22 protein-coding genes are annotated in these 24,149 nt (G+C 55.5%); 5 read left to right on the top strand and 17 right to left on the bottom strand.

Going from position 1 to position 24,149, the window contains the following annotated elements; genetic code table 11:
- Positions 1-3: 3 nt before the first annotated feature.
- The 6 genes from exeC to G5253_RS07650 all read right to left on the bottom strand — a co-directional run bounded on the left by exeC (position 4) and on the right by G5253_RS07650 (position 6,885).
- Complete coding sequence (gene exeC / locus G5253_RS07625; RefSeq protein WP_421203080.1) at positions 4-846, bottom strand: GspC family type II secretion system variant ExeC; 843 nt, start codon at positions 844-846, stop codon at positions 4-6.
- 221 nt (positions 847-1,067) lie between these two features.
- A complete protein-coding gene (exeB, locus tag G5253_RS07630) occupies positions 1,068-1,754 on the bottom strand; it encodes a GspB family T2SS assembly factor variant ExeB (protein WP_216978323.1) in 687 nt (228 codons plus the stop codon).
- A complete protein-coding gene (locus G5253_RS07635; RefSeq protein WP_216978324.1) occupies positions 1,754-3,322 on the bottom strand; it encodes an ExeA family protein in 1,569 nt (522 codons plus the stop codon). Before G5253_RS07635 ends, exeB begins: the two co-directional genes overlap by 1 nt.
- 377 nt (positions 3,323-3,699) lie before the next feature.
- Positions 3,700-4,821 (bottom strand): beta-ketoacyl-ACP synthase III, encoded by a 1,122-nt coding sequence (locus G5253_RS07640; protein WP_216978325.1) that lies wholly within the window; start codon positions 4,819-4,821, stop codon positions 3,700-3,702.
- Between the two features lie 54 nt (positions 4,822-4,875).
- A complete protein-coding gene (locus tag G5253_RS07645) occupies positions 4,876-6,039 on the bottom strand; it encodes a vWA domain-containing protein (protein ID WP_421203083.1) in 1,164 nt (387 codons plus the stop codon).
- 3 nt (positions 6,040-6,042) lie between these two features.
- Positions 6,043-6,885: an AAA family ATPase gene (locus tag G5253_RS07650; protein ID WP_216978327.1), complete on the bottom strand. Its 843-nt coding sequence runs from the start codon at positions 6,883-6,885 to the stop codon at positions 6,043-6,045.
- Positions 6,886-7,044: 159 nt separating this feature from the next.
- Between G5253_RS07650 and cysK the strand changes: the two genes are divergently transcribed.
- The 4 genes from cysK (at position 7,045) to crr (ending at position 11,039) form a co-directional block, all read left to right on the top strand.
- Positions 7,045-8,013, top strand: coding sequence for a cysteine synthase A (gene cysK / locus G5253_RS07655; RefSeq protein ID WP_005338267.1), 969 nt, complete (start codon positions 7,045-7,047; stop codon positions 8,011-8,013).
- A gap of 440 nt (positions 8,014-8,453) precedes the next feature.
- Positions 8,454-8,711 carry an HPr family phosphocarrier protein gene (locus tag G5253_RS07660; protein WP_005338266.1) on the top strand — a complete coding sequence of 86 codons (258 nt, stop codon included), beginning with the start codon at positions 8,454-8,456 and terminating at the stop codon, positions 8,709-8,711.
- Positions 8,712-8,757: 46 nt separating this feature from the next.
- Positions 8,758-10,485 carry a phosphoenolpyruvate-protein phosphotransferase PtsI gene (gene ptsI / locus G5253_RS07665; protein ID WP_216978328.1) on the top strand — a complete coding sequence of 576 codons (1,728 nt, stop codon included), beginning with the start codon at positions 8,758-8,760 and terminating at the stop codon, positions 10,483-10,485.
- A gap of 44 nt (positions 10,486-10,529) precedes the next feature.
- A complete protein-coding gene (gene crr, locus G5253_RS07670) occupies positions 10,530-11,039 on the top strand; it encodes a PTS glucose transporter subunit IIA (protein ID WP_421203086.1) in 510 nt (169 codons plus the stop codon).
- 99 nt (positions 11,040-11,138) lie between these two features.
- Here the strand turns inward: crr and G5253_RS07675 are convergent, their stop codons facing one another.
- Together G5253_RS07675 and G5253_RS07680 are read right to left on the bottom strand one after the other, a co-directional pair.
- Positions 11,139-12,071, bottom strand: coding sequence for a GGDEF domain-containing protein (locus tag G5253_RS07675; RefSeq protein WP_266134234.1), 933 nt, complete (start codon positions 12,069-12,071; stop codon positions 11,139-11,141).
- A gap of 400 nt (positions 12,072-12,471) precedes the next feature.
- Entirely contained in the window at positions 12,472-14,328 is a 1,857-nt protein-coding gene (locus G5253_RS07680; protein ID WP_118854145.1) for a phage tail tape measure protein, read from the bottom strand.
- 661 nt (positions 14,329-14,989) lie between these two features.
- On the opposite strand from G5253_RS07680, the gene G5253_RS07685 reads away from it, so the two are divergent.
- The gene (locus tag G5253_RS07685) at positions 14,990-15,703 is read left to right on the top strand and encodes a hypothetical protein (protein ID WP_118854144.1); all 714 of its coding nucleotides are present in this window, start codon (positions 14,990-14,992) and stop codon (positions 15,701-15,703) included.
- Between the two features lie 502 nt (positions 15,704-16,205).
- On the opposite strand, the gene G5253_RS07690 is transcribed toward G5253_RS07685, so the two are convergent.
- The 9 genes from G5253_RS07690 to G5253_RS07730 form a co-directional block, all read right to left on the bottom strand.
- The gene (locus G5253_RS07690) at positions 16,206-18,515 is read right to left on the bottom strand and encodes a toprim domain-containing protein (RefSeq protein ID WP_205422048.1); all 2,310 of its coding nucleotides are present in this window, start codon (positions 18,513-18,515) and stop codon (positions 16,206-16,208) included.
- A 143-nt stretch (positions 18,516-18,658) separates the two neighbouring features.
- The gene (locus tag G5253_RS07695) at positions 18,659-18,934 is read right to left on the bottom strand and encodes a hypothetical protein (protein ID WP_118854142.1); all 276 of its coding nucleotides are present in this window, start codon (positions 18,932-18,934) and stop codon (positions 18,659-18,661) included.
- Complete coding sequence (locus tag G5253_RS07700) at positions 18,931-19,299, bottom strand: hypothetical protein (RefSeq protein ID WP_118854141.1); 369 nt, start codon at positions 19,297-19,299, stop codon at positions 18,931-18,933. Before G5253_RS07700 ends, G5253_RS07695 begins: the two co-directional genes overlap by 4 nt.
- Positions 19,296-19,463, bottom strand: coding sequence for a hypothetical protein (locus G5253_RS07705; RefSeq protein ID WP_156152989.1), 168 nt, complete (start codon positions 19,461-19,463; stop codon positions 19,296-19,298). Before G5253_RS07705 ends, G5253_RS07700 begins: the two co-directional genes overlap by 4 nt.
- 411 nt (positions 19,464-19,874) lie before the next feature.
- Positions 19,875-20,573, bottom strand: a complete 699-nt coding sequence (locus G5253_RS07710) for a hypothetical protein (RefSeq protein ID WP_118854140.1) — start codon at positions 20,571-20,573, stop codon at positions 19,875-19,877.
- 3 nt (positions 20,574-20,576) lie between these two features.
- Positions 20,577-22,013, bottom strand: a complete 1,437-nt coding sequence (locus G5253_RS07715; RefSeq protein WP_118854139.1) for a GPO family capsid scaffolding protein — start codon at positions 22,011-22,013, stop codon at positions 20,577-20,579.
- Positions 22,014-22,064: 51 nt separating this feature from the next.
- On the bottom strand, positions 22,065-22,316 hold the full coding sequence (locus G5253_RS07720) for an ogr/Delta-like zinc finger family protein (RefSeq protein WP_082044138.1): 252 nt from the start codon (positions 22,314-22,316) through the stop codon (positions 22,065-22,067).
- 11 nt (positions 22,317-22,327) lie between these two features.
- On the bottom strand, positions 22,328-22,537 hold the full coding sequence (locus G5253_RS07725; protein ID WP_081318831.1) for a helix-turn-helix transcriptional regulator: 210 nt from the start codon (positions 22,535-22,537) through the stop codon (positions 22,328-22,330).
- A 341-nt stretch (positions 22,538-22,878) separates the two neighbouring features.
- Entirely contained in the window at positions 22,879-24,120 is a 1,242-nt protein-coding gene (locus G5253_RS07730) for a tyrosine-type recombinase/integrase (RefSeq protein ID WP_118854138.1), read from the bottom strand.
- Between the last annotated feature and the right edge of the window lie 29 nt (positions 24,121-24,149).

Consider the following 24,149-nt stretch of genomic DNA (forward strand, 5'->3'; position numbering starts at 1 on the left):
TCATTATTCTGACAAGCGCACATAGATGTCGAACTGTTCGCCCTGCCGCTCGACGGTTACTGTCATTTCCGTTGCGCCAGCCAGCTGCTGCATCGCCTGCATGGCTTGCATGTTGTCACGCAGATCCAGTCCGTTGATGCTGATGGCCAGATCATTGGCCTGCAGCCCGCTTTGGTTGAAAAATTCCGGATTGTTGCCCGGGTTAAGGCGATAACCGGCCATGCGGCCATCCATCTGAACCGGTGAAATATTGAGGTAATCAGTGATCTTGCCCGGATCGGCCATCAGCTCGCTGCGCAGAGAGCCAAGGAGAGTGGTATTTGTTGTTTGCGGTAGCGGCTTGCCATACTCCTCGCCATCCAGCATCAGGGTCTCGTCGCGGCCATCCCGCTCTATGATGACCCGATCCGGATAGACCTGCCGGATCCGCGCCTGGGTGCCGTCAATCATGTCGCCAACCCCGTAGGAGTTCTGGATGCCGGACATGGCGATGATGGCGATGGATTTGGCCGGATCCGAGCTGGCCAACACCCCGTTGAGCTGGGCATTGAGCTGGGTGCGCGGCGCATTGGCGGCCACGGCGGTTTTTGCCTGCGCCTTGGGGATCGCCTTGCCAAACAGCGCCAGTCGGCTCACCTCGCCCAATTCAAGGCGCGGACTGCTCTGGCCGCTGACCGCCACGGTGGAGGGTTGCCACGGCTGGCTGGATTGCGGGTTTGCCAGAGTGAGCAAGCGCCAGGTGAGGGCTGCGCTCTGCTGGGCCAGCATCAGCAGCAGCGCCAGAAAGAACACTCCGGTGACGCGAGTCAAAGGAAGCTGCCGGCACCGGGCCAGCAGCAGGGTCAAGATGTCATCCCTGAATCGTAGCGTCATATTAATCAACAAATTCCAGGCTCTGGGGCGGCTGCGTATTGTGTACGGCTGCGTGCTGTGACACAACGGGTCGGGGCGCACCAAACCGTAAAAATGGATATTTCATCACACCGTAAACCTTTGAATGCTCATAAAAGTGGCACTCAGGCGAGGTGCATCCTGCTTGCCAGCGATTATCAGGGGAAGGTGTGTACTCACCCTTGCCAATCCTGCAACGCCTTGAGGGTTACGCTCTGGCCTCCGACATCCAGCACAATGTACTGCTGGTCGATGGTGGCGAGCACGACCCCGGGGGCTATTTCGCTCCCTTCCCGGTATTCGCGGCCATTGAGCACCACGGCCCGCTTGGCCGGATTGGATGAGAACACATGGGAGCCATAGCTGAATGCGGGCACTTGCTGGCGAACCGAAAGCGGAGCGGCATTCAGCGACATCAACTGGGCCGGCTGCACGCTTTGGGAAACTGTACCTGATTCCTGTTGCAGCGGTGTTTCGTTGAGGGCGCGCATCAGCTGTTCGGCCAAGGTCGGTCGACTGGCTGCCGGATTGCTGGCAGCCGCTGCGACCCTGGGCTGCTGCACTACAGGTTCCGGCAGGGGCGGGGGCAGCGGACGGGTCACCATCGCCTTGGGCTCAACCCGCACGAAGGGGGAGGCAATCACCTCTTTTACCTCCACCTTCTCCTCGATGGGACGCAGGTGGATTAGATGCCAGCCATAGTTGGCACCCGCCCCCAGCAGCAGGGCAAGGGGCGCCAGCAACCAGCCGACGCGACGCGCGGGTTGCGCCTCCTCGCGGGCTATCGCCAACCCCATGGCGGGAATATGGCTCTGTTGCGAAGGCTGCTGGGCACGGCGCAGGGCATTGAGCAGGGTAGACATCAGGAGGTCTCCTCCAGTCTTGGCATGGGTTCGCCGGAGAGTGCGTTGAGCCGCAGCAGGGTGTTGCTGCCAGCGATGCCGTCAGGGGTGAGCCCCTGATCCCGCTGGAACTGCTGCAGTTTGTTCTTGAGCTCGCCATCGAAACGGCGCACCTTGCGTTCGGGTTGTTGCAATGCTCGGCTCAGAGCGTTGTCGAGCCACTGGATCTGGGTCTGTCCGGCATTGCTGGCGATCAGGCTGACGCCCCCTTTCGGCATGCGCCAGAGCAGGGTATAGCTGCCACCCCAGTTGTCGCTGAGCCACTGGCGATCCACTTGCCAGCTTTGGTTGCCGATCATCAGGCTGGCCTTGCTTGGCCCCAGATTGACCAGGGTGGCGTAATAGAGACCGCCACTCTGGTCAGTGAGCGTGATCATGGCGGGATGCTGCAGGGCGCGCAGCTCCTCGAGGCTTGCCTCTCCCTCCTGGCAGCGCAGACCGGCGCGAGGGGCGTTGTCACAGGTGGCATCGAACGGTTCCGGTTCATAGCCCCAGACCCGATAGAGATTCTGCATGGCGCTCTCGGGGTCGAGGGCCTGATTGATCGCCTCGGTCAACTGTTCCTGTTGTTCGGCCGTCTCGTCAACGGTGACAGGCACCTCGACCTTGACCACAGGCCGTTCGGGGAATACGCCGAAAAATTGCCAACCCCACCAGCCTGCAGCTACCAGCAAGGCGCCAGCCAGTGTCACCATCAGACCGGAAAGCCAGCTCCCCTCATCACGGACGCCGCTCACCTCGAACGCTGCCTGGCTGATGTCGCCATGAACAATCTTGTAGCTGCCACGGGCGAAGGCGGCGAGCAGGGCGCGATCGCAGATGAGGTTGATCAGGCGCGGAATGCCGCCGGAGAGCCGATGCAGCGTCTGGATCGCTCTGGGGGTAAAAATGGGCTGCACACAACCGGCTACTTGCAGCCGGAAGCGGACGTAGGCATCCACATCGGTGGCGGAGAGGGGCAGCAGGTGGTAGCGGGCGGTGATGCGCTGGGCCAGTTGGCGCAACAGGGGCTGGCGCAGCATCTGTTGCAGTTCGGGTTGGCCGATCAGCACGATTTGCAGCAGTTTTTTCTCGTCGGTTTCCAGGTTGGTGAGCAGACGCAACTGCTCCAACACCCCGGGCAACAGATGTTGGGCCTCATCCACCAGTACCACGCTGCGCTTGCCTGCGGTCAGGTTGGCCAGCAGGTGGTCGCGGATCAGGTCGAACAGTTGCTTGATCCCGGCCTCGGCGGGGTAGGGGAGTTGAAACTCGTCGCAGATGGCTGCCAGCAGATCCCGTTCGGTCAGGGAGGGGTTGAGGATGTAGGCGATCTCGGTATCTGCTGGCAACTGCTGCAGCAGGCAACGGGAGACGGTGGTTTTGCCGGTGCCCACTTCGCCGGTCAGCAGCACAAAGCCGCCACCATCCTGCAATCCGTAGTTGAGGTGAGCAAGGGCTTCGCCGTGGCGCTCACTCATATAGAGGTACTTGGGATTGGGCGAGATGGAGAAAGGCGGTTCCGATAGGCCGAAGAACTGTGTGTACATGAGGGGATTCTTTTGTAGCCGGCGACAGATAAGAAATGTCTCCGGATGATAGCAAACCTCGAATTCATTGGAAGCCATCATTGGCAAAGGATGACAAATTGCAGCCTTTTCCTGTCATCTTGTGATCCAGATATCGCCCCGTTGCACCATGGTACTCAAAAATTGCAACCAATCTGAAAAATAAGTTTTTCATCAATGGCTTGTCGGTATGCGTTGTCACAGTAGTCCGGTGTTTTCGGATCAATAGTCATGGTCTGGCCACTATTTATGCCCGTTTTCTCCTCTCGTAAGGGTGAACCGAGAGAGGGGCTAGCGGCGAAACAGCGCCAAACCCCAATCAGAGTACAGGGCGCGGGCCACTCTCCCCGCGCACTCTGTTACTGTCGTTGTAGCAGCAGGCTACCGATGGAGTAGCCTGCGCCAAAGGAGCACAGTACGCCGCGAGCCCCCGCAGGAAGGTCGCGATTGTACAGATGAAACGCGATGATGGAACCCGCCGAGCTGGTATTACCATAGCTATCAAGAATGACCGGCGCCTCCTGCTGGCTGGCATCGTGGCCGAGCAGTTTGCGGCCGATGAACTGGTTCATGGTGAGGTTGGCCTGATGGAGCCAGAGCCGGTTCAGGCTCTCGGCGGGCCAGCCCTGCTCATCGAGCTGGTTGGCAATCTGGTCGCACACCAGCGGTAACACCTCCTTGAACACCTTGCGCCCCTGCTGGCGGAACAGCTTGTCGTCGCTGTAGCGAGTGCGCGGGCTCAGCCGGTTCAAAAAGCCGAAGTTGTTGCGGATGTTGTTGGAGTATTGGGTCACCAGCTTGCTGGCCACCAGTTGCCACGGATTGGCCACCTTGCAATCTGCTTCCCGCTCCAGCAGCACCGCGGTGCAGGCATCGCCGAAGATAAAGTGACTATCCCGATCGCGAAAATTGAGGTGCCCCGAGCAGATCTCCGGATTAACCACCAGCGCCACTCGGGCGGTGTCTGCCGCCAGCATGTCGGCGGCAGTCTTGATGCCGAAGGTGGCGGACGAGCAGGCCACGTTCATGTCAAAGGCCATGCCGCTTGCTCCCAGATAGTGCTGCAGCTCGATGGCCAGCGCCGGATAGGGGCGTGGCATGTTGGAGGCAGCGACGATGACCAGATCGATCTCACCCGGCTCGCGGCCGGCGGCGATCAGCGCCTGCTCGGCGGCAGCCACCGCCATCTCCACCATGATGGAGGGCATCTCATCGGGCCGCTCCGCCAGCAGCGGTTGCATGATGTCGGGGTTGAGTACCCCTTCGCGGCTCACCAGATAACGGCTTTTGATGCCGGACGCCTTCTCGATGAACTCGCAACTGGAGTGCTGCTTGGCGGGGAGCTGGCCGGCGTCGATGGCGGAGGCGTTCTCCTCGTTGTAGAGATCCACATACTGGTTGAAGGCGGCCACCAGTTCTTCATTGCTGACGGCAAAGGGTGGGGTATAGAGGCCTGAGCCACTGATCACGATAGAGGTCATCTTTGCTCCTCGCCGGGTGCGTTCCCGGCTTGTCGGTTTATAGGGTAGAGAGGGTTACAGCTGGTCGATCGCCGCAGCGAGACCCGCCAGAGTCAGCGGATGCATCCGTCCGCCAACCACGTCATTCATCAGTTTGATGGAGGGATGCCAGAGCCACTCCCGCCGCGGGGTGGGGTTGATCCACACCAGTTTGGGAAAGTGCTGCTGCAAGCGGGTGAGCCACACCTGACCCGACTCCTCGTTCCACTGCTCGACACTGCCGCCCGGCCAGGTGATCTCGTAGGGGCCCATGGTGGCATCCCCCACCAGGATCACCCGGTAGTCGCTGCCATAGGTGCGCAGTAGCCGCAGGGTATCGAACCGCTCCTCAAAGCGGCGGGCGTTATCCTTCCAGACGAAGTCGTAGAGGCAGTTGTGAAAATAGAAGTACTCCAGATGCTTGAACTCGTGGCGCAACGCAGAGAAGAGACGCTGCACCTCGGCCACGTGGGCATCCATGGAGCCCCCCACATCGAAGAAAACCAGCAGCTTCACCCCGTTGTGGCGCTCGGGCCGCAGCTTCACATCGAGCCAGCCCTGGCGGGCCGAACTTTTTATGGTGTCGTCGAGATCCAGCTCGTCGGGATTGCCTTTGCGCACCCAGCGTCTGAGTTTGCGCAGTGCTAACTGGATGGCGCGCTGGCCAAGCGGTGAGTCGTCGCTGAAGTTGCGATAGTGACGGGCCTCCCACACTTTGGCCGCCTTGCCGTGCTGCTTCTCTCCACCCATGCGCACCCCCTCGGGGTGAAAACCGCCATGGCCAAACGGGCTGCTGCCACCGGTCCCTACCCACTTGTTGCCGCCGGCGTGGCGCTCTTTCTGCTCGCTTAAGCGCTGGTTAAGGGTTTCAAGCAGCTTGTCGAGTCCGCCAAGGGATTTGAGCAGCGCCTTCTCCTCTGGGCTCAACAGTCGCTCGAACTCCTTGCGCAGCCACTCCTCGGGCAGGCTTTCCGGCAGCAGGGGGATGGCGTCCAGCCCCTCATAGTATTCGGCGAAGGCGCGATCGAAGCGATCGTAGTGGGCCTCGTCTTTTACCAGCAGGCAGCGGGAGAGTTGGTAGAACTCCTCCATATCGACAGCGACCAGCCGGGCAGCCAGTGCGGCGTGCAAGTCCAGCAGCTCACGCAGGCTGCAGGGGAGCTTGTGGCGGCGCAGATGGGTAAAAAAGTCGATCAGCATGGTTCAGCTGCCGCGCCGGGCCAGAAAGGCGAGCTTCTCGAAGAGATGCAAATCCTGCTCGGTCTTGAGCAGGGCGCCATATAGCGTGGGCACCAGCTTGCCGGGCTCGCGGGCGCGCATCGCCTCGGGGGCGATATCGTCGGCCAAGAGCAGGCGGATCCAGTCCAGCAGCTCCGAGGTGGAGGGTTTCTTGCGCAGCCCCTCTACCTCGCGCAGCTCGAAGAAGAGATCCATTGCCTCGCCAAGCAGGCTCTCCTTGAGGTCGGGGTAGTGGAGTTTGACGATGGCCTGCATCTCGACCTTGTCGGGGAAGCGGATGTAGTGGAAGAAACAGCGGCGCAGGAAGGCGTCCGGCAGCTCTTTCTCATTGTTGGAGGTGATGATGACCACAGGCCGCTGGCGTGCCTTGACTCGCTCGCCTGTCTCGTAGACGTCGAACTCCATCCGATCCAGCTCCAGCAGCAGATCGTTGGGGAATTCGATGTCGGCCTTGTCGATCTCGTCGATCAGCAGCACAGGTCGCTGCTCGGCGCTGAAGGCCTGCCACAGTTTGCCTTTACGAATGTAGTGGCTGATATCGGCCACTCTGGGGTCGCCGAGCTGGGAGTCCCGCAGCCGGGCCACCGCATCATATTCGTAGAGTCCCTGTTGGGCCTTGGTGGTGGACTTGATATGCCAGGCAATCAGGTCTGTGCCGAGATGGTCGGCGACCGCTTCCGCCAGCACCGTCTTGCCGGTGCCCGGCTCCCCTTTGATCAGCAGCGGTTTTTCGAGGGTGATGGCGGCATTGACCGCCATCTTCAATGCATCGGAGGCGAGATACTGGCTGCTTCCTGAAAATCCCATAACGTCGGTTCCTTTGACGATTGGCGCCTGGAGTCAGGGGCCAGAGAGAATAAGCTCTATATGTTGTAATACCATATGGTTATAACGAATAGTCACTTCTCATTCAGAAACCACAGGGTAATCTTGTTTCATCGTCGTAACAAACACAGGGATAGCGCCATGAGCAAAATTTTTGAGGACAACAGCCAGACTATCGGTCACACCCCGCTGGTTCGTCTCAACCGTGTTACCAAAGGTCGCGTGCTGGCCAAGATCGAGAGCCGCAACCCCAGCTTCAGCGTCAAGTGCCGGATCGGTGCCAACCTGATCTGGGATGCCGAGAAGCGCGGCATCCTGACCAAGGGTAAGGAGATCATCGAGCCCACCAGCGGCAACACGGGTATTGCTCTGGCCTTTGTCGCGGCAGCTCGCGGCTATCCTATCACCCTGACCATGCCGGCTACCATGAGCCTGGAGCGCCGCAAGTTGCTCAAGGCGCTCGGTGCCAATCTGGTGCTGACCGAAGGGCCGCTTGGCATGAAGGGGGCCATTGCCAAGGCCAACGAGATCCTCGAATCCGAGCCGGGCAAGTATGTGTTGCTGCAACAGTTTGAAAACCCGGCCAACCCGGAGATCCACGAAAAGACTACCGGCCCCGAGATTTGGGATGCCACTGACGGCGAGGTAGATGTGTTCGTGGCCGGGGTCGGTACCGGCGGCACCATTACCGGTGTCTCCCGCTATCTGAAGCAGACGAAAGGCAAGGCGGTGGTCTCTGTTGCGGTCGAACCGGCGGAGTCGCCGGTCATCAGCCAGAAGCTGGCCGGGGAAGAGATCAAACCGGGCCCCCACAAGATCCAGGGGATCGGCGCCGGCTTTATCCCGGGCAACCTGGACCTCTCCCTTATCGATCGGGTGGAGAAGGTGACCAGCGATGAAGCCATCGAGATGGCCCGTCGCCTGATGGAGGAGGAGGGGATCCTGGCCGGTATCAGTTCCGGTGCTGCGGTGGTGGCAGCCAGCCGTCTTGCCGAGCTGCCGGAATTTGCGGGCAAAACCATTGTGGTCATCCTGCCGAGTGCGGCGGAGCGTTACCTCTCCAGCGCCCTGTTTGCCGGGGTGTTCAGCGAGCAGGAACTGCAGCAGTAACTGATCGGAATCTTTCAAAACAGCGGCGCTCCCAGGAGCGCCGCTTCTTTATGGGCTAGACTCAACCCCTGTTAGTGTCACTTGATCCTTATTTTTTGGGGTAAAATAACAAGTTCCGGAGTGAGAAAAAAAGCAGACATTCCGCTCTAAATCTCATATCCTGTGCGGCGTCACGCGGTGTTTGCTGGCTGGGTATCACAAAGTAACAAAGTGTTATTTTTCGTTATAAAATAATTTCAGGCCAGTCCTGATGCGGCTTGTAGCCCAATAACTGAAAATTGCCAACCAGCGCGCCGATTACTGCACAGAAACTTGACCTGGATTAAACCATTGCGGGTCTGCTTTCGTTACTTTACAACATATCCATACTGACACGGTGGGTCAGGTTGCTTCAAAAACGACCAATCCACCAAAAAATATCAATAATATGGGGTGAAACCATGTACGAGAAGTCTGTTGTTATTACTGCTGAAAACGGCCTGCACACCCGTCCGGCAGCTCAGTTCGTGAAAGAAGCCAAAGAATTCCAAAGCGAGATCACTGTGGTCTCCGGTGGCAAGTCCGCCAGCGCCAAGAGCCTGTTCAAGCTGCAGACCCTGGGCCTGACCAAGGGTACCAACGTAACTATCCAGGCTGATGGCCCGGATGCTCAGCAAGCTGTTGAGAAGCTGGTTGCCCTGATGGACGAGCTGGAGTAATCCAGCTTTAGATTCCTCCCCCACAGTCGTTTTAATAGGAAGGATTATGATATCTGGCATTCTTGCGTCCCCCGGTATCGCATTCGGTAAGGCGCTTCTTCTTAAAGAAGATGAAATCGTTATCAATCAGGGCAAAATCTCTGCTGACCAGATTGATGCCGAGATCAACCGTTTCCTCGAAGCTCGTACCAAGTCAGCTACCCAGCTGGAAGCCATCAAAGAGATGGCCGGTCGCACCTTCGGTGAGGAAAAAGAGGCCATCTTCGAAGGCCACATCATGCTGCTCGAAGATGAGGAGCTGGAAGGGGATATCAAATCCTTCATCAAAGAGAACAAGGCTTCCGCTGACAAAGCCATCTATGAGGTGATCGAACAGTACGCCAAGATGATGGCCGAGCTGGATGACCCTTATCTGCGCGAACGCGCTACCGACTTCCGTGACATCGGTACCCGTCTGGTCAAGAACGTACTGGGCATCGCCGTTGTCAACCTGAGCACCATCGACGAAGAGGTGATCCTGGTCGCCAAAGACCTGACCCCGTCTGAAACCGCTCAAATCAACCTGAAATATGTGCTGGGTTTCGTCACCGACATCGGTGGCCGTACCTCTCACACCTCCATCATGGCCCGCTCCCTGGAGCTGCCGGCCGTGGTAGGCACCAACGACATCACCGAGCGCGTCAAGAACGGTGACATGCTGGTGCTGGATGCGATCAACAACCAGATCATCATCAATCCGACCGCTGAACAGCTGACCGAAGCCAAGAAGTTCCAGGCTCAGTTCCAGGCCGAGAAAGATGAGCTGGCCAAGCTGAAAGATCTGCCTGCCATCACGCTGGATGGTCACCAGGTCGAAGTGTGCGCCAACATCGGTACCGTCAAGGATACCGAAGGTGCCATCCGTAATGGCGCCGAAGGCGTGGGTCTGTACCGTACCGAGTTCCTGTTCATGGACCGTGACGCGCTGCCGACCGAAGACGAGCAGTTCAAAGCCTACAAAGAAGTGGCCGAAGCGATGCCGGATCAGCCGATCATCGTGCGTACCATGGACATTGGCGGCGACAAAGAGCTGCCGTACATGAATTTCCCGAAAGAGATGAACCCCTTCCTGGGCTGGCGTGCCGTGCGTATTTTCTTCGACCGCGAAGACATCATGCACGCTCAGCTGCGGGCCATTCTGCGTGCGTCTGCCTTCGGCAAACTGCGCATCATGTTCCCGATGATCATCTCTGTCGAAGAGTTCCGTAGCCTGAAAGCTACCGTGGAGACGCTGAAAGCCGAACTGCGTGCTGAAGGCAAAGCCTTTGATGAATCCATCGAAGTGGGTATCATGATCGAGACCCCGGCCGCTGCCGTGATGGCTCATCATCTGGCCAAGGAAGTGGATTTCTTCAGTATCGGTACCAACGACCTGACCCAGTACACCCTGGCTGTCGATCGCGGTAACGAGATGATCTCCGCTATGTACAACCCGCTGTCACCCTCCGTCCTGACCCTGATCAAGATGGTTATCGATGCTTCCCACGCCGAAGGCAAGTGGACCGGTATGTGTGGTGAATTGGCTGGTGACGAGCGCGCCACCCTGCTGCTGCTGGGTATGGGTCTGGATGAGTTCTCCATGAGCGCCATCTCTGTACCGCGTATCAAGAAGCTTATCCGCAACACCAGCTTCGAAGATGTGAAGGCAATGGCTGACCAGGCATTGAGCTTTGCCACCGCTGCTGAAATCGAAGCGTGCGTAGATAACTTTATCAAGCAGAAGGCAGTCTGCTAAGATCGGCTGCAAACAGCGACAAATCATCTTTAGGAGCTTTTACTATGGGTCTGTTCGACAAACTGAAGAAACTGGTGTCCGACGATAGCGCTGATACCGGCGGCATCGAAATCTTTGCTCCGCTGTCTGGCGAAATCGTGCCGATCGAAGATGTGCCTGACGTTGTCTTCGCCGAGAAGATCGTGGGTGACGGCATCGCCATCAAGCCGGCTGGCAACAAGATGGTTGCTCCGTGCGACGGCACCATCGGCAAAATCTTCGAGACCAACCATGCGTTCTCTCTGGAGTCCGACTCTGGTATCGAGCTGTTCGTTCACTTCGGTATCGACACCGTTGAACTGAAAGGCGAAGGCTTCAAGCGTATCGCTCAGGAAGGCCAGCAGGTCAAGCGCGGTGACACCATCATCGAATTCGATCTGGCCGTTCTGGAAGCAAAAGCCAAATCTACCCTGACTCCGGTGGTCATCTCCAACATGGACGAGATCAAAGAGCTGGTGAAGATGACTGGTGCCGTGACTGTGGGCGAGACTCCGGTTATCCGCATCAAGAGGTAATGGTCGGCTGGCCTATGCCAGTTGCCGCAGTAAAAAACCGAAGCCTGGTGCTTCGGTTTTTTTATGGTTGCGTGCGAGCTTCCCTTTCTGGCTATCAGGCTATTGTGCCGACATGACCACCCGGTTACGTCCCTGCTCCTTCGCCTGATAAAGGGCTCGGTCTGCCATCATCAGCAGATAGTCGATGCTCTCCTGACCCTTCATGCCGGCACACCCCAGACTGATGGTTAGCGCGATCTGTTCTCCTTGCCATGGCAAGCGGGTGGTACTGACATGCTGGCGCAGTTGCTCGGCACGTTGTGCCGCCTGCTCAATGCTGCAGTCTGGCAGGATCAACAGAAACTCCTCTCCACCCCAACGGGCCAGGCTTTCCCCGGGCAACAACTGGCCCGCCATGGCATGGGCGACGGCGCAGAGTGCGGCATCGCCCGCAGGATGGCCGTAGCGGTCGTTGACCTGCTTGAAATGGTCGATATCTCCCAACACCACCGAGAGGGGCTGGCCCTGCAACCAGAGAGCCTGCAGCTGTTGCTGGGCGCCACGCCGGTTGGTCAGTTCGGTGAGGGGATCGGTGCAGGAGAGGCGGCTCACCTCTTCTACCATGCATTGCAGGTCGTGGATATCGCGAAAGGTGACGATATGGCTATCCGGGATGGCATCTGCCCCCAGCTGGGCGGTGACGATAAACCAGCGAGAGTGGCCACTCTTGCATCGGATCAGCGCCGGCATCTCGGCGACCTCCAGTCCATGGTGCAGGCTCTGCTCTATCTGGTTATGCCAGGCCTGAATTACCGAGTTGCGATAGCTCTCATCGGGATAGGCGAGGTGAAACCAGCTCTCCATGTCCGGCAGATCCTGCAGCTCATAGCCCAGCTGTTCGCGAAAGGCCCTGTTGAGGAAGAGATGGCGACGCAGGGGGATCCGGTCGGGTGACATATGACCCTGGCTGGCTGTCGACTCGGACACCAGGATTGGGAGCGGGATCACATCAAAGGAGCGAAACAGAATGTGCTCTAGTTGTTGGTCATCCATGGGCGAAAACGCGGCTCCCTGCTCTCCCGTTCGTCAGCCTACATTAGGTGAGAGACCGCAGCGGGTAAACTCATTTATCACTCTCCGGCGGTTGCCTGAGTGGACGGTCGTGGCAACGGGAACATAAAAAAGCCGCTCACCTGGGTGAGCGGCTGTTGTCATCAGATCAGTGCAGTTCGCTATCAGGCTGGCTGCTTGCCATCTTCCGCGGGAGGTGGCAGAGCGGCGGAGTTGGACTCCACCTTCTGCTCTTCGCCCTGCATGTTCTTGATGTGAATCGTCTTAATGGTCTAAATGCATTGTTTTATAAGGAAAATTAATTTAAACCAGATAATTAGGGTCACGCATGGGGTCACATTGTGGCATGGCGCCAGTCACAAGAGACTGGCGTCATGGTCTATCACGGAGTTTCAAGCCAAGCGTTCTCGGCCATCTGTTCCGGTGTCATCGGGTTTTGGAAGTGGTTATGAACTTCCCCGATGTGCATGGCCTTGGGTGGCTTCTGGTTAGAGGCTGTTGCTGCAACAGTTGCCTGGATCAACTGCTGGCCGAGACCACCTGATGGGATGCTGTTTTGGCCACCCTGGCGATAACGGGTAAGTGGGGCATTTATGTTCTCCACCATAGGCATACTCAGATCCGGTATAGATCCGACATCTAGGTTTACACCAGGCAATTTGTCGAACATCTCCAACACCCATTTAATAGCTTTGCCAATAGCCCAGATCGGGGAATACAGCACCTTGAATATGGAGCCAAGGACTGTGCCAGCAGACATGCCCATTTCAGTCATGTTGCTGAAGGCGCCGGCGGCCTCGTTCGTTGCACCAAAGAAACCTGCAATCGTCGAGATGACGCTGGAAATACCACTTCCAATGACAGGAAGTATCTCCGCCCAAGGTTGAAACACTGCCGATACGGCAGGACCTAACGTTGAAAGAAGTCCCTGGGCGAACGCTTTAATAGGATCCCACCACATCACTAGAGCTCCAATGGCACTGCCAACAAGCATGACTGGCCATGCTATGGCTGCGATGGCCCCACCTAAAGCAGATACAATGGTCACGGCACCACCAAGGACAGCAAATCCGGCAAATGCCAATGCTGTAGCTGAAACAACTTTTGTCAGGTTTGGAAAGATATTTGTCCATCTCAGCAACACGCCGCCTGCATCTACGACATGGGATATCACATCGTTTATTGCTGGCGTTAGTTTGCCAAATGCGCTTGCTCGTAATGCAAACCATACGCCCTCTAGGCGCATCCATTGGTCAGTCATTGAAGCCGCCATCTGTTCGGCTTTCCCCATGCCATGCGTGTTGGCCAATGCGTTGATATTTTTGCCAAGGGCGTTGGTGTTGGTCATGAGCAGCTTGATCATTGCTACCGCCTCGTCAGAACCAAACGCCTTTTTAAGCTCATCGCTCTGAGCAATAGTCAATGTATCTCCATAACGAACCTTGAGCTGATCGAGGATATCCAGTATCGGCATCACTAGCCCGGCGCTGTTTTGGAAATTCATCCCCAAAACTTTTTGTGCGTTTCCAATCCCTGACAAGAAAGCATTGAGTTTGGTACCGGCCTCTCCGCCTCCCATCGTTGATTGCAGCATACCAAGCACGGCGAACTGCTCATCCATTGAGACGCCCGCGATGTTACCGGCTGCCCCAATAGCCTCGAAAGCGTCAGCCATACCTTTACCAGTTGTCTTGAAAATCTGTACTGCAGTGGCGGTTTTCCCCGCCAGATCTTCAACCCATTTGGATCGCCCGATGGCATTGGCCTGTTGCTCAAAAATGCCGTACATGGTGCCCAGATAGTCGGTGATGGTAGCTGTGTCCGCTTTAGTTGCTGCGGCAAGAACCCCTGATGCTTTCGTAAATGTGGAAAGCTCATATCCTTCAAGATTCGCCATTGCAGACTGAATCTGATAGGACGCCCTGACAAGGTCTGTGGCAGATTTTCCGTAATCCATACCGAACTTCAGAGCTGTGATACCGAGTTGATTAAGTACCTTGTCTGTGACGCCAAGGGATGCAACTTCACCAAGTGCCCGGTCCATTTCGATAGCTGGCTGTAGGGTTGCTTGGATACCTAATGCCCCAGAAATCATGGCTCCAGCACCACCTGCCATTTGCCCCCAGCTTTGCTGGACGCTTTTACCAACACCACCAAGAGTATTTTCGATCTGCCGTAACGGCCCGGTGACTTTATCTACCAAAGCCACCTGCATCATTAACTTTTCCATCCAGGCCATATATTTATTACCTATATATACTTGTTTATACCATCTGACATTTACTAATGGTCAGTATTAATGCAATGGTTGCGAATTTAATATCTCAGGTCAACCTGAAATATGTTTGTTAATTTTTAGGTGAAAATGTCGGTCATTTATTTTTTTCAAAATTGCAAAAATATAAAAACAAGGAAATTCCAGTAAGGTTTTGTTTTTGTTGGTGTTTTCTGGTTCTCATCACTGTCTGTGTTCGTTCGGCGAACATCATGAAAACCCACGGAAAATATGAAATACCATGAAAAAACATGGAGTTATAAATTTTTTATCCGGCCAATTTTCTTGCTAAAACTGCAAAGTAGTGAAATTCCTTTCACTCTTTTCAGTTTTCAAAACATGCGCAGAACCCAGTATTCATGCGGGTTGGCAGTACCAAATTGCACGAATCCATTTCTGCAAAAAATTATATTGATGCACCGCGCAGGCGGGAGCGGAAGAGCGCGGATTCCGTGACGTGTGCGCGTCCGTGGGTCTGTCTACTGGCATGAGTCAAGGGCATGCGCTTCTGTAGATAGCTGGGCATGGTCACGTGTTGATACAGCCAGGTAGTGTTGAGAGTCTCATTGAGAGCTTGCTGTGGTGGTTATATTATGGCTGCTTAATCAGTGACCTAGGGATAGATATGAGTGAGCTTAACCTTCCTCGCTACGAGCGGGATGCTATCAAAGAAATTGACACTGAGATGCTGGATAAGCTTATCGAGCAGAGTCTTTATGATGAACGGCCAGATGCCTTGAGAGATATCGGAGTCGGACGCTGTGGTTTATATGTTGCCTCACGTCTCAGAATGTATGAGCAGGCTCTTGCTGAGTACCGTAACGCGAAGGCCGCCAAAAAGCGCTCTGATATGGAATCTCGTGCTCGCCGTGCAGGGGGAGACTTGGCTGCTGCAGTTCAGCAGATGAAGCACCGAGTAGAAATGGAAGAGCATGATGAGCAGTTCTTCCGTATTGATGACATGATCATCCCTCCACATAATTTCAGTGAGCGCATGACCATCCGAGTCAATTATCACTGGCGCAAAACGCTTGATGATGAATGGGTATATGGCTGCATAGCCTTTTCCCACCGAGCTAAATTGCAACCTGATTACTCCATGGCACGGCCAGTCAGGAAGCCGAGTGCCGCCAAATTGGAGCAGAAACGGCAGGATCAGTTGTTTAGCGAATGGGAGCATCTCAAGAGGCTTGCACTTCAGTCAGTGCAGCAATATCTGAAAGATGGGGGGGATGGTGCAGCGATCCCGGAAACATTCCAAGTTGTTACCGATCAGCACAATGGAGTGCTGAATAATTTCAGTGCCAGATTTTGGCTTGTGCCTTCGCCTCCCCAGTAGTTATCCGTTCAGGGCGGCCAGCCAGATGGGCGGTTCTCTCCCCCAAAGGGTGATCCGGTGGATTTGTTACATCTGCGCATCAATTCGAGCCATTCGCCCGCTCAAAACTGCGGTGAAAAACTTTTATGGGCACTACTGTCTACCTCTCTACCCAATGGCTCAATCCCTTATGCTGAAAGGCTTTGAGAGGGGTGGGATTGATTTTTCATTCTCACCCCACTCACTACCCAATAGCCTCCCACTCTCCCCCTATGGAATTTTTGTACTGCTGGAACTCATCAGACCAGAAACAAAAAAATTACATTAAGGAGGTAGACAAGGTAGACAGTGGGTAGACAGTAAAAAGTTATTATCTACCTGTCTTTAATCCTTATATATCAAGGGTTTTTGTGTGTTTGGTAGAGAGGGGGAGAAGGATTTGAAAAAGTCTCATATCCAATGGGGTTGGGATGAAAAAAAGGGCCGCATCGTGCGACCCTGGTATTCCTTCTGGCTGGCCTTATTAGTTCTCAACGAAGAGCGGCTGTGGCATGAAGACTTCCGCCGCCTCGGTCAACCCTGCGTTGGTTTGGGTGTACCCCTTGATCTTGCGAGTGCGGTACTCCCTTCCCAGCTCTCTAGCAGCGCTCTTTGCCGCCTGGCTAAACTTCTGGACTGATAGCGGTCGCCCCAGTCCGTGGTATTCCATGTAGGCCAGATAGAGGTGATAGAGGTAGCGTTTCGGCTCCTGCTTGATGCTCGAGTTCCCCCCCATGAACAGGCCCATCGGCTCATCCATAAACGCCAACGTTGAGCACAGGTCGATGACAGGATCCGTTGCTCGCTTGATGGTGAGAGCATCGCTTGAGTTACGTTGTTCCAGCAGCAAACGCCGGGCCTGCTCTGGTTCTGCGAACCTCTCCAGCAGATGGCGGATGACGATGGGCAGTTCTGCCGCGATCTTGTCGCCGAGCAGCGGATCTTTGTCCTCCTCCGATACCACTCTGTCAAAGGTGAAGATGACCCGTCTACGTGCCACACCACCATTGCGTTCAGTGATGACCATGGGCTCATTATTGGTCGCCAGAACGACAGCCCTGATCACGGTGGCAAATTGCTTCTCGTATTTGCCATCCACCTCAACGAGGTCACCGCCAGTAATCGCCTTGATACCACTGCCATCGCCGATGTACTTGGGTTGGTCAGGGAGCACAATCAGGCGCTTGTCTACGAACTGGGCGCGGCCCCTGGCGTTATCGAGCGCGATCATGTTGCCGGATCCTGTGTTCCGGAGTCCGCCAGCCAGTAGGGTCGCAATGTTGGCAAACACACTCTTGCCGCTACCACCTTCCCCTGTTACCTCAAGGAATAACTGCCAGTCATAGCGATTGGCCAGCACCATGAACAAGGCCGCCTTGATCCGCTCCATCTTGGCGATATCACTATCTGCTGCATGGGTCAGCCACTTGGTGAAGTTGGGGGCGTGTTGCTCGATGTTCTCACCTGGTTGATGAGCCCCATATTCAATGCCGTTATGGTTGAGTAGCCCATCAGCTGCTGCATGCGGCCTGAACTGGTGAGTTGCCATGTCGTATACCCCGTTGGCAAACCCGATCAGATCATCAGGGGTATTGCCGAGCGGCGAGATCATCAGCTTCATGGTGGCCACCGCTTTCGATACCGCGGAGTCACTGAACGGCACATCATGGTCTGTGAAAATGACCGCCATTTCACGGCGCAGCTCGATATCTGCCAGCGGCCCCCACAGCCTGCCATCGTAACGGTACACCCGCTCAGCCTCGATGTTGATAGCCACATCACCCAGGCGTTCGATCAGCAGGCTGGCACGTTGGCTTGCGCTCATCTTCTCGATCGGCACGATGGGCTTTTTCATTTTCTCATTGGCTGCCCCAGTTAGCTCCGCTGCGGCCAGCTCTACCTGTCCGGGTTCCTTCTGGCTGGCTTCCTTGGGTTTGTCGGTTGTCTTGGTTGGATGATCCCCTATGATCGCCGCCTTGGTCGCATCCAGCCCATGAGCCTGGTGATAGTCGTTCCAGTCGCCGGCCTCTGGCGGAATGGCTACTTGGGCGCCGATAGCAGCGGCTGCTTGCTCCGCCTTGGCCTTGCCCGGGTTGCCCTTGGTCTTGGCATCGTTGTCCGCACAGATGATCGCTCTGCATGGCTGCAGTGGGTTATCGGCTCCCCGAACCATGTTGGCGACGGCCAGCAGATTACCCGCATCCATGGCACAGTAGACGGTTGCTCCGGTTGCCTGATGAATGCTCAAGCCGGTGGCGTAGCCTTCGCATATTGCCACCAGAGCATTGCCCGGGATCCGGTGGCATGCCCCGGCCTTTTGCCCGCCCGCCAGATAGCTTTTGCTGCCCTGGTCGTCGATCAGCTGAACGTTCACCAGCTGTCCACCAAAGTCGGCATAAAGCGGCACCACCAAGGAACCAGGTGCAAAGGTCATCTCCCCCACAGCGATCACGTGCTGGGATACGTTGACCTGAACACCCTGCAGCCCTTTTCCTTCAAGGTAGGGGCTGACCCCTTGCTGACAGTCTTGCATGATGTCTGCAGCACGGCGGGCTGCCTTCTTGCGCTGTTGTTCGACTCGCTTGCGCTCTTGCTCGGCTTTGTCCTGTAACAGCCGGTGAATTCGTTCCCGCTCAGCAGGGTCTAGCCCTTCACCAGACAAACCAACCAGGGGGGCGAGCAACTCGGCCGCCTCTTTGAGCGGCTTCCTGATGGTCTTCGCCACCAGATCAAGCCCATCACCAGCCCCACACTGACTGCAGATGAAGGTGCCACGCCCCTCCTTGTCATCCATCCGAAAGCGGTCTTTGCCACCACAGGCAGGGCAGGGGCCGTGTTTACCTCTGCCCGGGATATCAATCCCCACCTCAGCCAACAGCGCTGGCCAGCGGCCACAAGCTGCGGCAGCCACATCAGAAACCAATGTCATCGACTGACTCACTGATCACCCCCTTGCAGAAAAACAACCAGGGTTTTGAAATCCTGTTTACCTAACCCCATCAACTGGCGGGCTTGATCAGGTGTTACCGCGATTGAGTTGCCTTGCATTTGCTCAATGAACTTTGCCCGTTCGTTATCGCTGTCAAACACACTCAGAAAGCCGAGCCCCTTATTGCTGGCCAAGACTCTCAGAATGCCGCTCTCGATGGAGGGGGAATCCTCGCGCTCGGCATCAGTGGGCGCAGGGCACTTTGTCCATGCCAAATAGATCATGAGTGCAGCTCCTGTCTGGCTCCCGAGCCCATGACGTTGACCTGACGAATCTGCACCTCTACGGCATCCAGGCTGGTCAGGATAGGGATAAGCAGGTCGGCCATCATGCAGGGTTCTACCATGGACTGGTTACCGGCTATCACTTTGAGCATGGCGGCAAGGTATCTGCTGTTGCGCTGGGTCATCGCGGCCAGTTCGGTGCCTGCGCACATCTCTTCGAGCTGATCGAGCAGGTCGGCCAGTGGGTTCAGCAGATCGATCAGCAACTGGCTATCCAGCAGCTCAACATTGCGAAAGCAGGTGTGGTGTAACGCGCTGGTCAGAGCATCGACATGGGCCAGTTTGGTTTTGATGTGGGAGTTCATACTGCACCCCCTTTGCGCGGAGTGCGGGACATAAACACCAGTGGCAAACCGGCCAGTGCGGCGCGCGCTTGGGCTTCGTTCTGGCCAAATGCGGAAATGGTGCGGATACGGCGCAGGTCTGCCAGGCGGCAGACGCTCGGGGTGATCAAGAAGGTATAAATCATGGGGTAAAACCTCTGTGTATTTAACAGAGGCGGATCGGGTAGCCGCAAAGCAGCGCCACACAGAAAAGGCGCAGCCGGGGCGTTTTCTTTGGCTCCCGACCCATGCCCCGAAACTGGATAGATCCCCGGCGCAGTGGCCGAAGTTTCGGGAAATGAGGGCTGATTGTCTCTGTGTGATCTCTGCTTGCGGGTGCTTAATCCGCCAGCTATGTAACCACTTGCTTAAGGTGGTAACAGGAAAGATCTTACCGTCTCGATCAGTCTCAAGCAAGCTTATGCGTCTGGTTAACAGTGCTTTGGGCGGATCTTGGTCTTTGATAGACTGCATATTGTTCAATCTCGCGCTGGAATAGGGTGTGGTGATGAGGGATGAACGCAACGAATGGGAGCCCTGGCAGGCTCCCATTTTTCTTAGGCATTCAGTTCCTTCATCAAGCGTTGGCGTTTGCCCGGGCTGTCACACTGTGTCAGCAGGTCAGAAGAGCGTGGAATAGTCGGCATGGTCAGTGCCTGATAGGCGGCGGATTGATTCTCCTCCGCCGATACTTGGTGATTTACCATGGCCTGATCCAGTGCTTTGAGCAATTCGGCACGTGCCCAACCCAGCGCGGCCTGCCGGTCCGTGGTGCACGCCTTGGCATGGGTGATAGCCGCCAAGTCTGCCAGTTTTGGCTTGAGTGCCTTGATGATGGCCGGTAATTCGTCCTCGAGTTCCTTGGCATAGCTGCCGACGACGAATGCTCTGCTCATTGAGACCGCCTTATGAGCATCATCCAGCGGCAGGATCAGCTGTTTTTCCTGCAGCTCCGATTGGCTGATGGCTGCCTGCGCCGCTTCGATCAGTTCACCCAGTTCACGATACTCATCAGATGACTCAAGATCCGGTTCACCGTGAACCAACTGGTTAACCCGCTCTTGGCGAAGAGCTTCCCGGCGATCAGTGGCCTGCTGGATGCGCTCTGTCAGGTTCTTGCGCTGCTCACGCAGTGCCTGAAGTTCGTTATCAATCGCCATCATCTTGTCGTGCTCAGCACGGAACTGGTCAATCCGTTGATCCAGATAGCTGGCGGTTACTTCCTTGGCTCCCTGGCGCTTTGTTGTTTGCTTCATGGGTTACTCCTGATGGGTGGTGATAGTGATGTTGTCGAAGGCGGCATATGCGGTGTCGTCACCCAGCGCATAGGACTGTGCCCGGTAGTAACGAACGCCCCAACTGGCCAGGTCATCAAGGCTGTCAGCGCTAAGACGATGGGTGTTGTTTACGCTGATGATTTGCAGATTTTCGGCAAAGGTGACGGCCAGCAAGGTGCCGGTCATATGCTGGTGTGACAGTACCGGCATGTCGGCAATTTTCAGTTGTTGCTCTTTGCTGCGGACTTGCCCTGGTTGCAGATAGGCTTGCTTGTGTGCACGCAGCAGGTCACCACCGACCAGTACGCGCAAGCGCGGATCGTTGCGGTATCCTTCGGGCAGTTTGGCGACCAGCTCATAGGCCATCGTATCGAGGTCGGCATAATTGCCACCGTTCCGGGTGTCGAAGGTCACGGCATCACGCAGCACTCGCAGACCATCCTCGTCAGCGGCCTTGGCCAAGGCATGCCACCCTGGCATCACATCTTCACCATTTGGGTTAGCTACAGGGTCGGTGCTTGCGGCAGCGTATTTGCCATGAAAACCGACTCGCAGAAGGTCATCACCAAATGCAGCCAGTGCCAATGATTCAAGCACTTGGTTAGCCTGTTCCTGAGTCATCCCCTCCAACATTTGGCTCAGCTGTCGCCACGTCCAGATCACACTGCTGTCCACATCTTTGAACGTGGGGTTGCGGGTACTGGGGTTTGCTGGCACCAAGAAACGACTGCGTTCCTTGCGACCTGTGCGTAGTCCCGACTTGATAGGGTCGAACAGTGGTGAATGTGGATCGCTCACGTCCAGGAACGTCAACAACTCAAGGAAGGGCGTCGCTTGCACGATGGCTGAACGCAAGGCCCCGCTGGCGCTTGGGTCAAGGTTGCCGAAGGTGGATTGCTTGCCAGGAGCAAAGCTCATACTCACGTTGGCTAAGAGCTCTGAGAGGGTCGGTTTGTTCTTATTCATGTCGCTGTTCCCTGTGGTGTTTGCCCAAAGTTGGGATTGCCCAATAACGATCTGGCTATTACTGAATTTCATGTGGGTAGTACCGGTACTCGCTGGCTCATCGGTGACCCCGAGTGCCCCTAGGTACCAAAGGCCTTTCCCTGCGAAATTCTCTTTCGGCTCAATAGAGCAGAATGCATAACGGCCAGTTTTATTCAGTTCGATTAATGCAAGAGAGGGATTCAGGATGGCAAATAGCTTAATAACGTTGCCCTCCTGCTGTGTTTTTAATGCCTCGACATGTCCGAGTGGCGTAACTCGTTTATGGTCTGGCCACAAACAAGCGGTGTAATATTCTGGGTCGTATGATTCAGCCATCTGAGTTAACCATTCCGGCTTTATCTCTCTGCCGTCTACAGTTTTTCCAGATGTGCCGATGCACACCCATCCTGTTTTTAAAGTTGATGAGGTCATATTCACTCTTTATTTAATTAGTGGTCTAAAGCGAAACTGATTTTCTGCGTTTTATTTATTACTCTTGTTTATTTCGTCCAGAATGCTTTGCCGTGCACTGGGCGACAATGCATTGATAAGGTCAATGACGACGGTGCTGGCCTTATCAGTGGATGGCCTAAGAGTATGCTTGTATGCAAGGGTTGAAACCCAAGCATGGCAGCACACGGTGCATTCGCAATACAGGTCGGTGACGTTCTCGGAAAGGTGATTGGATTTTGTCACTCGGCCAAGGCTTTGGCACTGGTTACAAACTACGCGCACATATCCCCCCCTTAATGATTACTTCTTGTTGTTCGCTCCGATATTTTGGCTGTCAGCCAATCATTAATTTCATGCTCCACCCATGCCACCGATTTTGGACCAATAGAAACAGGGCGAGGGAATGTACCTTCTTTCATTCTTAAATAAATAGTAGGCTTTGATAGCCCAACCTTTGAAATAACATCCTTTATCCGCAACAAGCGAATGTTTTGCTCTGGCATAAGCAGGCCCTTTAAATAGTTTTAGCAGTAGCGGCAATCGTATTGCTTGAGGCAGATATTACTGCCTGAGACCAAGATAACCAATATAAGCCAAGACGTGACATTGCTGTTTTGCCTTGTTTTTCATGCAAAAAAAGTCAATAAAATTGAATTTTAAAACGTGTCAATAGAGCAATATGGCTCAATATGGCGCTATATGATTTTTTTTAGTCGGGGCATCTGGGTGAAATTTTTTTTATGAATTTTTGGAATCTAAATTCAATTTAGCATGCCAGATTGGAATTGATCGTGGCGCTGTGCTGGCATGCTTGTTGATTAAGTTTATGAATATAAAGGTTTATTTACTGATGATCTAAGAGGGATGTGATTAGGTCAGCCCATTTTGTAAGTGCTGCTTTGCGCTCGTCAAAGAAGTCGTGATGGTTGTAGACCGCCACAATGCCCTGTGACTTGAGGGTGTGGTTCAGGATCAGTTCTGCTACCTCCTGCTGCACCCCGAGCGCGGCCAGGTGAGTTCTGGCGGTATGGCGCAGAGCGTGCACGTTCAGTTGCTCGATCCCATCAACCTTGGCCCGTAGTTTCTGGATGGCGGCATTCAGGGTGGTTTGCCCCATATGTGGCTTGGTCTGCCTGGAGATGGCGGGGAACACGTAGTCACTGCCACACCCAAGATACTTGGCCTCTTTAAGCCAGATGATGGCTTGCTCTGGTAAAGGGATCACGATGCCACGGCCGGTCTTGGCCCGTTCTGGCTGCAGTGTCCAGGTCTGCTGCTGCAAGTCGAACTCGTCCCAGGTGGCAGAAAGCAGCTCCATCTTTCGGCCACCCAGTAGTAGCAGCAGGCGAAAGGCCAGATCGCAACTACGGCTAAACCCCCTGCAGGTAGGGATCGCCCCCAGCACCTCCGCAAGCTTTTCCCTGGTCAGATAAAATTCCCGGCTTTTCAGTTGGCCACCGGCATCAGCCAGGGTAAAGGCGGAGGCTGGGTTGCTCTCTACGATATGCCGTTTGATGGCGTAGTCGAACAGTCGCTTGAGCCAGCCAAGGATGTTGTTGGCCATGGTCGGGCTACCACGGTCGAGAATAGATTGCAGGAGTGCATCAATATGCCTTGGTTTGACATCCTCTGGCCCCAGCTTGCCCAGACCGGCGATGATGTCCTTCTCGAATCGCTGTCGAATCACGTGAGCATCTTTGCGGCGCCCTTCGACCTGTCTGGAAAGGAACTCATCAGCCAGGGAAGCCACCGTGACGCGGTTTGCGATGGCTGTATGCCGAGCGATGGATTCGCGCTTGCGCTCCTGTTTCTCGCTGGCTACATCGGTACCAAGGGTGACCATGGCCATCAACCGCTTCGACTCGTCCATGGCTTGTTTGAGCGCCATGTTATCGACATGACCGATCAGCATCTTGCGTTGCTTGCCGCCGAAGCGATACCGCAGCCGCCAGAACGGGCGCTTATAGTTGGCTGGCCAGCAGAGTGCGAGGTTGTCACACACTGACCGGTTATCAAAACGCGCTCCCTGTTCACCTTCCCGCATGAGTGCCTTGAAGGTGATTTCAGCCTGCTTTCTTGGCGCCATAATGTCCCCTGTGTGACCCTAAAGTTTTT

This window comes from Aeromonas sp. 602658 (assembly GCF_049173005.1).
Taxonomy (GTDB): Bacteria; Pseudomonadota; Gammaproteobacteria; order Enterobacterales; family Aeromonadaceae; genus Aeromonas; species Aeromonas veronii_A.

What these genes read in the sequence shown, in the direction of transcription:
- exeB (WP_216978323.1), bottom strand. Translation starts at nt 1,754, where the DNA reads ATGTCTACCCTGCTCAATGCCCTGCGCCGTGCCCAGCAGCCTTCGCAA.
- G5253_RS07635 (WP_216978324.1), bottom strand. Translation starts at nt 3,322, where the DNA reads ATGTACACACAGTTCTTCGGCCTATCGGAACCGCCTTTCTCCATCTCG.
- G5253_RS07640 (WP_216978325.1), bottom strand. Translation starts at nt 4,821, where the DNA reads ATGACCTCTATCGTGATCAGTGGCTCAGGCCTCTATACCCCACCCTTT.
- G5253_RS07645 (WP_421203083.1), bottom strand. Translation starts at nt 6,039, where the DNA reads ATGCTGATCGACTTTTTTACCCATCTGCGCCGCCACAAGCTCCCCTGC.
- G5253_RS07650 (WP_216978327.1), bottom strand. Translation starts at nt 6,885, where the DNA reads ATGGGATTTTCAGGAAGCAGCCAGTATCTCGCCTCCGATGCATTGAAG.
- cysK (WP_005338267.1), top strand. Translation starts at nt 7,045, where the DNA reads ATGAGCAAAATTTTTGAGGACAACAGCCAGACTATCGGTCACACCCCG.
- G5253_RS07660 (WP_005338266.1), top strand. Translation starts at nt 8,454, where the DNA reads ATGTACGAGAAGTCTGTTGTTATTACTGCTGAAAACGGCCTGCACACC.
- ptsI (WP_216978328.1), top strand. Translation starts at nt 8,758, where the DNA reads ATGATATCTGGCATTCTTGCGTCCCCCGGTATCGCATTCGGTAAGGCG.
- crr (WP_421203086.1), top strand. Translation starts at nt 10,530, where the DNA reads ATGGGTCTGTTCGACAAACTGAAGAAACTGGTGTCCGACGATAGCGCT.
- G5253_RS07675 (WP_266134234.1), bottom strand. Translation starts at nt 12,071, where the DNA reads ATGGATGACCAACAACTAGAGCACATTCTGTTTCGCTCCTTTGATGTG.
- G5253_RS07680 (WP_118854145.1), bottom strand. Translation starts at nt 14,328, where the DNA reads ATGGCCTGGATGGAAAAGTTAATGATGCAGGTGGCTTTGGTAGATAAA.
- G5253_RS07685 (WP_118854144.1), top strand. Translation starts at nt 14,990, where the DNA reads ATGAGTGAGCTTAACCTTCCTCGCTACGAGCGGGATGCTATCAAAGAA.
- G5253_RS07690 (WP_205422048.1), bottom strand. Translation starts at nt 18,515, where the DNA reads ATGGATGACAAGGAGGGGCGTGGCACCTTCATCTGCAGTCAGTGTGGG.
- G5253_RS07695 (WP_118854142.1), bottom strand. Translation starts at nt 18,934, where the DNA reads ATGATCTATTTGGCATGGACAAAGTGCCCTGCGCCCACTGATGCCGAG.
- G5253_RS07700 (WP_118854141.1), bottom strand. Translation starts at nt 19,299, where the DNA reads ATGAACTCCCACATCAAAACCAAACTGGCCCATGTCGATGCTCTGACC.
- G5253_RS07705 (WP_156152989.1), bottom strand. Translation starts at nt 19,463, where the DNA reads ATGATTTATACCTTCTTGATCACCCCGAGCGTCTGCCGCCTGGCAGAC.
- G5253_RS07710 (WP_118854140.1), bottom strand. Translation starts at nt 20,573, where the DNA reads ATGAAGCAAACAACAAAGCGCCAGGGAGCCAAGGAAGTAACCGCCAGC.
- G5253_RS07715 (WP_118854139.1), bottom strand. Translation starts at nt 22,013, where the DNA reads ATGACCTCATCAACTTTAAAAACAGGATGGGTGTGCATCGGCACATCT.
- G5253_RS07725 (WP_081318831.1), bottom strand. Translation starts at nt 22,537, where the DNA reads ATGCCAGAGCAAAACATTCGCTTGTTGCGGATAAAGGATGTTATTTCA.
- G5253_RS07730 (WP_118854138.1), bottom strand. Translation starts at nt 24,120, where the DNA reads ATGGCGCCAAGAAAGCAGGCTGAAATCACCTTCAAGGCACTCATGCGG.